The organism is Paenibacillus sp. Marseille-P2973 (genome assembly GCF_018101095.1).
GTDB lineage: Bacteria > Bacillota > Bacilli > Paenibacillales > Paenibacillaceae > Fontibacillus > Fontibacillus vini.
Window position 1 is genome coordinate 128,884 of sequence record NZ_JAGQEH010000011.1, and the last position, 11,435, is coordinate 140,318.

Below are 11,435 nucleotides of genomic sequence, written 5' to 3' on the forward strand. Positions count from 1 at the left end.
TCGCCTTGAACAAGCCGGCCGTATCCAGCTCGATCGAAGGCTCAGGATTTGAAGCTGACAAGGCTTTTGACGGAAATCTGATGTCGCGTTGGGCCAGCGATGAAGGAAGCGATCCGGAATGGATTTACGTGGATCTCGGGAGTGTGCAAAGCATCTCCGGCGTGACGCTGAAGTGGGAAGCTGCATACGCCAAGCAATATAAGATACAGGTCTCGACAGATTCGAGCGGTACCCCGGTCCAATGGACGGATGTAAATTCAACGACAGATGGTAATGGGGGAGTGGATGAGATCGATTTTTCGCCACATAATGCACGTTACGTGAGAATGTTAGGCTCGGAAAGAGGAACCCCCTACGGTTACTCGCTGTACGAATTTGAGGTTTACGGGACGTCTTCGCCATAAAATAACAGGCAACATCAAAACAAGCCGGGTCTGGAGTGTGTCCAGTCCGGCTTGTTTATTACATAATGACATGAAGAACAAACATCCCGACATTCATTAATGTGAATAGAAGAAAGTATAATCGGGAGGAAGTAACTTAAATTCGTTCATTATTTTAACATGGCTCAAATCATTAAAATATCGCGTATTTCCTGCTCGGTCAGAGAGGATACGGCTTCCTGTCCCGGTTGAATGATTTCGTCGATCAGGTCTTTCTTCTTTTGCTGGAGCTCGTACATTTTTTCTTCAACGGTATCTTCAGTAACCAGGCGGATGACGTGAACGATATTGGTCTGCCCGATCCGGTGAGCCCGGTCGGCCGCCTGCTGTTCGACCGCAGGGTTCCACCACAGGTCATAAAGAATGACGGTGTCCGCCCCGGTCAGATTAAGCCCGGTTCCTCCGGCTTTCAAAGAAATCAGGAACAGGTCGCGCTCGCCCTCATTATATCGGGTGCAAAGCTCGACTCGCTCGGAACCCGGCGTTTTTCCATCAAGATAGAAGAAAGGTACGCCTCTGTATCCTAGCTCTTTGCCAATAATGCCAAGCATTTCGGTGAATTGGGAAAAAATCAGCATCCGTTTCCCTGCGCTGCGGCACTCCTCGACGATTTCCAGCAACTGTTCAAATTTAGCGGAGCTGCCCTCATAGTTGTCCACAAATAAGGCGGGATGGCAGCATAGCTGGCGCAGCCGGGTTAATCCGGCTAAAATCCGGATGCGGTGCTTCTGGAAGCTGTCCTCGTTCAAATGCTTCAAGGTTTCTTGCTGAAGTTGAGCCAAAAAGGCGGCGTACAGCTTCTTCTGTTCCGGCAGCAATTCCGATGCCTGCACGGATTCAATCTTCTCGGGAAGCTCTTTTAACACGTCGGTCTTCAAACGGCGGAGCAGGAAAGGACGAATCGTTTTGGCGACCTGTTCCCGAGTCAAATCGTTGAATTGCTTACGGTTTTGGAACAAGGTCGGGAATACGGCATCAAAAATTGACCAAAGTTCTTCCAGCGCATTTTCGACCGGTGTACCCGTGAGAGCAAAGCGGTGCTTGGCCTGTAAAGCCTTGACCGCATGCGCCGTCTGGGTCGTATAGTTCTTGAACGTTTGGGCTTCGTCGAGAAAGAGCGTGTGGAACGACTTGGCGGCAAACTGTTCTATGTCCATGCGCAGCAGCGGATAAGAGGTGATCACCACATCCGTATCCCGCGTGTTGTTAAGGATTCGAAGGCGTTCTCCCTTGCTTCCATCGGCGATCGCACAGCGGATTTCCGGAGCGAATTTCTTGAGCTCGTTCCGCCAGTTGTACACCAGCGATGCGGGAGCGACGATGATGGCGGGCAGCTCCTGAGCCCGGATTTCCGGCAAAACGGAGACGAGGAAAGCGATGCTTTGCAGCGTTTTTCCCAGTCCCATGTCGTCCGCCAGGATGCCGCCAAAGCGGTAGTAAGCAAGCATTTTCATCCAGTGATATCCATAGGCCTGATAATCGCGCAGCACCGGGGCCAAGGATTCGGGTACGGGAAAATCCAGGTTGTCCGGATTTTTGATGTGATGCAGCAGTTGGCGGAAGCTCTTTCCAAGCTTGATCGTGTTGCCGTAACGTTGTTCCTCCAACAGATGCAGTCCTCTGGTCACTGGGACGGTAAATCCGGTTCCGTCCTCGAACAGCCGATGTGGACCAATTTCGTTCATGAAATTAACGATATGCTTGAATTCTTCGCTATCAAGCGGCATCAGCGCCCCATCGGGGAGGCGGTAATACTTACGCTTCACTTCCAGCGCCTCCAGCACACCGCGAATGTCCTGTTCGGAAATTCCGTTCAAGTCAAACGAGATCTCCAGCCAATCCGTACGTTCGCCGAGCCGGACGGATACTTTGGGAGGAGCAGACACCGGCCGTATGCGGACCTTGACCGCCGAAGTGGCGTAGACGTCCAGCATTTGTTCCAGCCTTGGCACGACATGCACGAGGAAGTCGTATTCCGCATCTTCATCGTCAAGGAAATATCCGCTTTCCGTTCTTGTAAAATCGCTCTCATCCATCAAATCGAGGATGCTTCGTTCCGTTTCGTCGTCTCGCAGCACGATGAGCTCGCTGCCTCTGCCGGTTCCTTCCTCTAAGGGATTCAGTACGATATCCCCGTATTGGAACTCGAGACCGGCCAGCAGGCGATTCCGTACTCGGTCCAGATAGAGCCGGGCTTTGAGCGGCGTTTGAACCATGCGGTCCGTGACGGAGTCCGCAATCTCTACGTTTCCAAGCTTCAGGAGGCCGGGAAGCACTTTTTGCATGAACGGTTCGATTTGTTCGGAAGCAATGCGGATATGCTGTCGGCGCGAGGCTTCCAGCATGTTTTTCATTTCGGCCAACCGGCGGCAGCCGTCTTCCGGAAGCTTCAGCAGGTTCTTGTCGGCCAGCACGAGCCCGTACGGTTCCAGGATCGTAAGCTCATCAAGCCCTTGAACGCGAAGCCGATATCCTTCCTCGTCGGACTGGTCGAAATAGTACCGTACCGGAAGAGGCTCATCGGACAAGCTCAGGTTCCAAGCCGGACCACGTTTCGGTTCAATTTTTACGGACGCAGCCGCCAGCAGTTTCGGGAGCATCTGGTTCCACGCATAAGGAGGAATTAGCAGTATTCGTTCATCAACGCCGCCGGAACGCCGTCCCGAATTGTTCTGAGCAGAGAGGCTTTCCCGATAAAGACGTTCATTTCTGGAGACGGCAATCAGTTGGCGGATGATGTCGTCGTCGGTGCGTTCAAAGCTGTGCAGTGCCGGGTCGTAGGTGAAATGTTCGGAAAAGAGCACCTGTCTTCCAGCATCCAGCGATTCGAGAAATTCACGGACTTGTTTTACGATGTAAAGCCGTTTGTTCCTGATTTTTAGCTCGATGCCGAAAATATGCCTGCCTGCCCCGTAAGGCACCAGTTTCAAAATAAACTCAGCCTGGATGCGGGTACGGGAGTCAAAACGGGTTTCACTCCGGTTCCTCCGCGGCGTTTTGGGATCGAACAGTCCCATCATATCGCGGGCCAGCCAGACGTCGCGCGTCGAACCGTTTGGCGGTTTAGGAAAGTTCCTGCTCCCCAATCCATTGTTTGTCTCTTCATATAGAGAGGTTGAATCATAGCGGTCTTCCTGATGCAGTAATGAGATGGAATGCACCGGTGAAAAGGAACCGTTTTCCATCTCATGTATGCCCAGAAGTACGGCTGCTATATGCTTGCAGTAGTTGTTATATGAAATAAAGGCGGAGCAATTGCATTCAGCATTTACATCTCCGTTGAGATCGATATGCACGTATACACGATGCGAATCGGTCCCGTACACATTTGCCTGATATTGGCCGGATTCCGGATCGGTATGCGTGAAGCTCACTTTTTTCTGCCGGAGATATGCCTCGCCCCGGTCATAGGAGATGCGGCCGCAGAGCAGTTTGATTATCCGCTGTGTTAAGGGTGAACTCATTGGATCTACCTTTCTTGATAAAAAGATTTGAAGCTACATTAATGATACCAGATTGTTAGCGAGATGGAAGGGAGGTGGTGGAGGGCTGGGTTACTGCGAAGGAAAAATATAAAACATACACGAGGAGCGATAACGATATGAAATACAGCTATTTGGGACGTTCTGGATTAAAAGTGAGCAAGCTGTGTTTGGGAACGATGAACTTTGGAGTCGATACGGAAGAAAGCGAAGCGTTCAAAATTATGGATGCGGCCGTTGATGCGGGGATCAACTTTTTTGATACCGCCAATATTTATGGCTGGGGCGAAAATGCCGGTAGAACGGAAGAAATCATCGGTAAGTGGTTTGCGCAAGGCGGCGGACGCCGGGAAAAGGTTGTGCTGGCCACAAAGTTTTACGGTGAAATGAACGACGCAAATGACGGGCCGAACAATGCGGCCGGGCTATCTTCCTATAAAATGCGCCGGCATTTGGAAGCATCGCTCCGCCGTCTGCAAACCGATCACATCGAGTTGTACCAGATGCACCATGTGGACCGGAATGTATCTTGGGACGAGCTTTGGGAAGGGTTCCATATTGCGCTGCATCAGGGGAAAATCGGCTATGTCGGCTCCAGTAACTTTGCTGGACGCGACTTGGTGAAGGCGCAATACGAGGCGAAGACGAAGGGGATGCTCGGATTGGTCTCCGAGCAGCATAAATTCAGCCTGCTCTGCAGATTGCCAGAGCTGGAAGTGCTGCCGGCTGCCGATGAGCATGGCATCGGCGTCATCGCTTGGAGCCCGCTGGACGGCGGCCTGCTCGGCGGGAATGCCTTGCGTCCGGCGCCGGGCTCGAAGCGGGCAAACAACCCGGGCCGCGTCGAGCAGCATCGCGCCCAGTTGGAAGCATTCGAGCAGCTATGCCGCGAGCTCGGCGAGAGCGAAGCGAACGTCGCGCTGGCTTGGACGCTGACGCGTCCGGCGATGACCGCGCCGATTATCGGGCCGCGGACGCTGGAGCAGCTGGAGACCGCGCTGCGCGTCGTCGACATCAAGCTCGGCGAAGCCGAGCTGAAAAGACTGGACGAAATCTTCCCCGGACCTGGCGGAGAAGCGCCTCAAGCCTACGCTTGGTAAGCTGCGATTCGTCGCATAGCTTTCACATCGTTTATCCCATCCTGATTTCTATAGGATGGGATTTTTATATGCTTTTGTTTTACTTAAGTCATCATCAGCTGATGTTTGAGCAGATTTGGAATTTTAACGGACATGAGAGACGTTAATCAGCTCTTTTTTGCCGCTTTTGAAATCTAACGGCCACCAGAGACCTTAACAGCAAGATATTCGGCAGATTGAGCCTCAAACCAGGCAAATAAGGTCTTCTATGTCCGTTAGCCGCTCAAACTTACCTTTTTTAGTACTTTAAAGTCTCTCATGACCGTTAGGCATGGGATCGTCGAAATGTTGACCAGAACATCAGCACATCAGCATATCAGCGCAAGCTTGGATATCCGAGCACAATAGTCGACCAGGAGTAACAAGTTACACCAGAGAAACCAACCAAAATAGGAATTGACGCATCAGATTAAACACAACAAACTATACGCACCAGAGTAACTAATCATGATGGGCATAATAAAGCAGCAAACTAAACGCACCAGAGAAACTAATCACGAGGGACACAATAAAGCAGCGAACTAACACAACAGAGAAACTAATCATGAAGGGCACAATAAAGTAGCAAACCAACCACAGCAAACCTCAAACCTTAACACAGCAGAGAAACTTTGACGCACTGGATCGACACGGGCGAATTAGGGAATCAGAACGCAAAGGTTAGCTAAAGAGACTAAAGCATCAATAGGCGCATTAACATCAAAGTGCAGCAGTGTAACTAACAACTATGGTCCGTTCTCGATTAATAACTCAACACCGCACACCGGGAGCTGCGCCTTAGTGTGATCTTTCACTTTTTAGGGTAAATTTATTTTTGTTGACCTTGACGCAACGTCAAGGAGTACACTTGGGTTGTCGGGAGGCGATGACATGGAATATACGGTTCAGAAGCTGGGGCGTCTGGCGGGAATCAGTACGAGGACGCTGCGATACTACGATGAAATTGATATTCTCAAGCCGGCGAGAATAAATTCATCCGGGTATCGGATTTATGGTCAGGCAGAGGTAGACCGGCTGCAGCAAATTTTGTTTTATCGGGAGCTTGATTTTTCCCTGGAACAAGTCAAGATGTTGCTCACCGATCCATCCTTTGACGGGACCCAAGCGCTGATCGAACACCGTGAACGGCTCCTGGACAAAAAGAAGCAATTAGACGCGCTAATCGCCAATGTAGACAAGACGATTGCCGCGCAGGAAGGGAGAATAACGATGACGGATCAAGAAAAATTCGAAGGCTTCAAGCAGAAGCTGATTGATGAAAATGAAGCGAAATACGGGGCGGAAATCCGTGGGCAATACGGCGACGCAACGGTCGATAAATCGAATGCCAAGCTTAAAAATATGACCGAAGCCGAATATGAGGAAGTTCAGCGATTGGAACGGGATATGTTCGCAGCCTTGGCAGAAGGGGTGCAAACTGGTGACCCTGCCGGAGAAGCGGCACAACAGGCGGCTGATCTGCATAAGCAATGGCTCACTTTTTATTGGGATCAATATTCCAAGGATGCACATGCGGGGTTAGCGCAAATGTATGTGGCCGATGAGCGCTTCAAGGCCTATTATGATCAAACCCGACCGGGTACGGCGGAATTTCTGCGCGATGCCATACTGATTTATACAGGCACGAATCACCAATAAGTAAACAGCCCGGCCAAAATCTGGCCGGGTTTTCACATTTCCGCCGCAAAGTGACTGCAATCATTGTTTCCCGCTTCGTAATTGGGGTATCATGTAATTTAGTATGTGAAACAGTTCTCTAATCGAGGTGGAATCAATTTGAAAACAGTCGTCATCATTGGCGGAGGTATTACAGGCATGTCCGCGGCCTATTATCTGAATCGCGAGATTAAGGAGCGGAATCTGGATGCCCGCATTGTGGTCGTGGAGTCTTACGGCAAATTGGGCGGTAAAATCAATACTATTTCAAGCAATGGTTTTGTCATGGAAGCTGGCGCAGACTCGATCGTGACGAGGAAGCCTAATATGGATCAATTGATCGACGAGTTGGGCCTGCGGGACGAGGTTGTCTATAATGCAACAGGCAAATCGTTCATATACGCGGATGGCAGACTAAAGCCGATTCCGGAAGAGGCGGTGTTCGGTATACCGTTGAGCCTGGAATCGCTGGCGAACAGCGAACTGATTTCGGCCGAAGGTAAAGTGGAAGCACTAAAGGATTACTACACGACGAACGACGGACAATTTACCGAAAATGATTCGGTAGGCCAATTTCTCGAAGCCTTTCTCGGCAAAGAGATCGTGGAAAAGCAGATCGGTCCCGTCTTGTCCGGGGTTTATTCCGGCAAGCTCCATGAGCTTACGATTGCATCTACACTTCCTTATTTGCTGGATTACAAAAACAAGTACGGCAGTATCATGAAGGGATTGGCGGAAAACCGTCAGGTCTTCAAGGGGAAGGGAGACCGCAAATTTTTCTCTTTCCAAAACGGGGTTTCGACTTTGGTAGACAAGATGGAAAGCGAACTACCAGAGGCGGAATTTATAATTGGAGTGGGAGCCGAATCGATTGCAAAGTCGGGCGAGCAATATACGATTACGCTATCCGATCAAAGGGAGATTGTAGCGGATTGCGCCGTACTTGCCACTTCGCATGCCGTGGCCCAATCCGTTCTTAAAGATTCTGAGTTGAACGAAGATTTTAACGAATTGAAAAATAGCTCAATGATCAGCGTGTATCTCGGCTTCGATATTCCCGACGAGCAATTGCCCGCGGACGGGACCGGTTTTATCGTATCGGAATCGGAAGATGTTATATGCAACGCTTGTACCTGGACTAGCCGCAAATGGAGCCATACTTCAGCAGAGAGCCGTCTTTTGGTGCGCCTATTCTATAAGAGCTCGGGATCGTCGTTCGGCAAGCTTCAAAGTATGTCAAAAGAGGACCTGCTGCAGGTCGCTCTTCAAGATATCAAAAGCAGTTTAGGTATTGAAGCTCAGCCAGTCACACATTTGGTGACCAAGTGGCTGGAGGAGATGCCGAATTACCATATTAAGCATCATGAGCTGGTGCAATCGCTGGAGAAGAAAATGTCCGCAGCTTATCCAGGTATTTTTTTGGCGGGTTGCTCCTATTATGGAGTCGGTATTCCGGACTGTATCGCTAACGGGCAAAAGACAGCCGAACGGATTGCCGAACGATTGTAGATTTTATTTGGAAAACTGATTCATGGACGATGTGACGGTTATATATAAGATAAGTGGGAAGTGGTAATGATCAAAAGCAGACGGATGTCATATATTTTATGCTCCGGAAAGGCGTTGATTCACCATGAACTCTCTTGGAAAAAGGAAGAGACGAAAGAAATTGCTTCGTTTCTTATCCGGTAGAATACCCTAGCAATTGGAAAATTGCTTAATCTCGTAATATCGCTTCCCACGTTTAGAAGGCTCTGCGGTTTCCAAACCGCGGAGTCTTCTTTTTGTGCAAAAAAAAAAATCACTGTCGTTCGCTAATCCAATGGATGAGCATAGATAATGATCTTTTTAATGGGAAGATTCAAGTATTAAGCCCAGTTCCCTTTGCGGAAAACCGGTTCGATCGTTCCGTCTTCCAGTTCGCCATCGATGTCTAATTCAGTCGAGCCGATCATAAAGTCGACATGCGTTAAGCTGACGTTCGCCCCTTTAGCCAAAAGCTCCTGTTTGGAAAGTTTGGTGCCCCCTTCAATATTCACAGGATATGAGCTACCCAGCGCAAAATGGCAGGAGGCATTCTCATCTACCCCCGTGTTGTAAAAAATACGATTCAAACGCGATATAGGAGAGTCATGCGGTACGAGCGCGATTTCGCCAAGGAAGGAAGCTCCTTCATCGGTGGCGAGCAGGGAAGTAAGGTGCTCACGACCTGATTTCGCTTGATAGTCCGTTACTTTTCCGTCCTTAAACGTCAGTTGGATGCCTTCCACCAGCCGTCCGTTCAAATTAAGAGGTAGAGTGCTTGTAACTGTTCCGTTGACCCCTGTCCGATGGGGCATGGAGTAAATTTCTTCGGTTGGCATATTCGCAACGAAATAGACGCCAGCTTCATTGTGATCGCCGCCCCCGAGCCACAGATGTCCTTCCGGAAGCTCCACCTTGAGGTCCGTACCAGGAGCTCGATAGTGCAGGCGCTTATAGCGTTTGTTGTTCATGTAATTTTGTCTTTGTTTCAGATTGCCGATATGTTCTTGCCAAGCAGCTACGGGATCATCGTTGCCGACCCGGTTCATTAAAAATACCGCTTCCCACATCGCATCAATCCGTTCGGACTCAGGCAGATCTGCAAATACTTTGTTTGCCCAAGCTTGAGTCGGAGCTTTAATCAGCGACCAGCTGACTTTATTGGTGCGGATGTAGCCTTGAAATTTCTCACGGGCCATGGCCGCAGCTTTGACGGCGGTGGATACTTTCGCTCCATCAACCCCCTTAAGCAGCATGGGATCGGGAACTTTAATGTGCAGCAGAGCGCCTCCGCCTTCGGCCAATTGCTCCATCATATCAGCCTGCCATTTTGGGTAATACTCAAAGGAATTATCCGGGGCCTTCTCGTATCGAATGCGTGAGATCATTTCATCATCCCATTCGACTTGAACATATTTTGCACCGGCTTCATAAGCCTTGGAAACAATTAAGCGGGTGAATTGAACGGTCTCGAGCGGAGATTGAACGATGAGAACCTGCCCGGGCTGTATATTTACGCCTACCTTTACGACCAACTCGGCGTATTTTTCCAATAACTTGTCGAAATCTTTCATTATAAAATTCCTCCCTGTTAAAGCTCCTTAATTTAATAATTATAAAGGAACGGGGGGACAGGGGCAAAATGAAGTGGGAGAGGGTTCGCGCTAGGTGGGCTCCATGGGCTTTGAAGTATAATATCCGCGGCTTTGTCTCAGATTAGGAATGAAGAAGAAACCGACTTTGAGGAGGCAATAATCGTGCAGGAAAATCCCTTTTCCAGTTTACAATCGCAAAACCCGATATCCCACGCCCAGGAATCTGTTGAGAATTTTCATCGGGCCTTGAAGCAGGCACAATCCCATCCGTCTGAGGAGACGGTGCAGAACGCCCGCAATGCGTTGAACAAAGCGGAGAACTCAGTGGCCCAAGCTGAAGGGCGTATGAACCAAGAGCCGATAGAACGGGCAAAAGAAAGTCTGGAGGAAGACCGGCTGAAGTTGGAGCAAGTGGAAAACCACTTGAAATGATTGTATGATAGCATGGACTACTTAAGAGGAGCGTGAAACTCATGGCCATGCAATTAACTCCGTACTTAACGATGGATGGGAACGCTAAAGAAGCTATCGCTTTTTATAAAGAAGCGTTGGAAGCCGAGATCATTTATATGCAGACTTTTGGCGAAATGCCGGAAAACCCCGAATTTCCTTTGCCTCCGGAGATGAAAGACCGCGTGTCTTACGCGTCGTTGAAGGTCGGAGAATCGGAGTTTATGTTCTCTGATGCTTTTCCCGGACAGAAACAGCAAATGGGCGGAATGTTATCCATCTGCCTCACTACGGATGATGCGGAGAAAACGGAGCGGATCTTTTATGCTTTGTGCAAGGGAGGCATCATTGAGATGCCGCTGCAAAAGACTTTTTTCAGTCCGGCTTACGGAATGGTTACCGACAAGTTCGGCGTCTTGTTTCAAGTCTTTACAAAGGCGCTACAATAATAACAGCTAATTGTCTCAAGTCCAAAATCCGCGGAAACGCGGGTTTTTTTCTAGATGCTGAACCTTCATATAGAAGAATCCGAAATAGAGATACAGCTGGAAGGATATACAATTAGCATTATCAAAACAGTCATGTTAAGATAAATGTCCGGTCAAGTTGAACACATCAATTAAACCGGTTGGAAAAAATTATAACTTGTGCTTCAAAAGCGAATGTGTTAAGTTATTATTCCGGCCGCAAAAACGGCTGAACGATCAGAGAGTTGGTAAGTATTTCTGGTTGCCAACATACAGATCGATATGGTATATTATTATTCCGGCCATTTTGAAGCGCCGGATTGATAAGCGAAGTTGATCTTTGAAAACTGAACAACGAGTGAGTATTAAATAGATGGATTTTAAATCGACTTTGTGTCAATTGAAATTCAATCCTAAGAGAATTAATTTTCTCGTCAGTTTCAAAATGAGCAAGTCAAACACCTTGATGGAACACCTCTTACCTTCGGGTTTGAGACTCCTTCCATCTCGGATGAAAAATCCTTCGGTCGTTGATCGAATGATTTGTTCATCCTTTATTGGAGAGTTTGATCCTGGCTCAGGACGAACGCTGGCGGCGTGCCTAATACATGCAAGTCGAGCGGACTTGATGAGGAGCTTGCTCCTCTGATGGTTAGCGGCGGACGGGTGAGTAACACGT

Annotated in this window: 8 protein-coding genes and 1 rRNA gene; 7 read left to right on the forward strand and 2 right to left on the reverse strand. The window is 49.0% G+C overall.

Going from position 1 to position 11,435, the window contains the following annotated elements:
• Positions 1-5: 5 nt before the first annotated feature.
• Positions 6-404 (forward strand): discoidin domain-containing protein, encoded by a 399-nt coding sequence (locus tag KB559_RS25230; protein WP_282103182.1) that lies wholly within the window; start codon positions 6-8, stop codon positions 402-404.
• 164 nt (positions 405-568) lie between these two features.
• Here KB559_RS25230 and KB559_RS19485 read toward each other — a convergent pair whose 3' ends face one another.
• A complete protein-coding gene (locus KB559_RS19485; RefSeq protein ID WP_211024145.1) occupies positions 569-3,907 on the reverse strand; it encodes a DEAD/DEAH box helicase in 3,339 nt (1,112 codons plus the stop codon).
• A gap of 137 nt (positions 3,908-4,044) precedes the next feature.
• On the opposite strand from KB559_RS19485, the gene KB559_RS19490 reads away from it, so the two are divergent.
• The 3 genes from KB559_RS19490 (at position 4,045) to hemG (ending at position 8,229) form a co-directional block, all read left to right on the forward strand.
• Positions 4,045-5,025 (forward strand): aldo/keto reductase, encoded by a 981-nt coding sequence (locus KB559_RS19490; protein ID WP_211024147.1) that lies wholly within the window; start codon positions 4,045-4,047, stop codon positions 5,023-5,025.
• A 909-nt stretch (positions 5,026-5,934) separates the two neighbouring features.
• A complete protein-coding gene (locus KB559_RS19495) occupies positions 5,935-6,702 on the forward strand; it encodes a MerR family transcriptional regulator (protein WP_211024149.1) in 768 nt (255 codons plus the stop codon).
• Positions 6,703-6,840: 138 nt separating this feature from the next.
• A complete protein-coding gene (gene hemG / locus KB559_RS19500; RefSeq protein ID WP_211024151.1) occupies positions 6,841-8,229 on the forward strand; it encodes a protoporphyrinogen oxidase in 1,389 nt (462 codons plus the stop codon).
• A 359-nt stretch (positions 8,230-8,588) separates the two neighbouring features.
• On the opposite strand, the gene KB559_RS19505 is transcribed toward hemG, so the two are convergent.
• Positions 8,589-9,818, reverse strand: a complete 1,230-nt coding sequence (locus tag KB559_RS19505; RefSeq protein WP_211024153.1) for an aminopeptidase — start codon at positions 9,816-9,818, stop codon at positions 8,589-8,591.
• A gap of 183 nt (positions 9,819-10,001) precedes the next feature.
• On the opposite strand from KB559_RS19505, the gene KB559_RS19510 reads away from it, so the two are divergent.
• The 3 genes from KB559_RS19510 to KB559_RS19520 form a co-directional block, all read left to right on the forward strand.
• Complete coding sequence (locus tag KB559_RS19510) at positions 10,002-10,271, forward strand: hypothetical protein (RefSeq protein ID WP_211024155.1); 270 nt, start codon at positions 10,002-10,004, stop codon at positions 10,269-10,271.
• A 41-nt stretch (positions 10,272-10,312) separates the two neighbouring features.
• Entirely contained in the window at positions 10,313-10,738 is a 426-nt protein-coding gene (locus tag KB559_RS19515; protein ID WP_211024157.1) for a VOC family protein, read from the forward strand.
• Between the two features lie 572 nt (positions 10,739-11,310).
• Positions 11,311-11,435, forward strand: a 16S ribosomal RNA gene (locus KB559_RS19520); the annotation flags it as partial.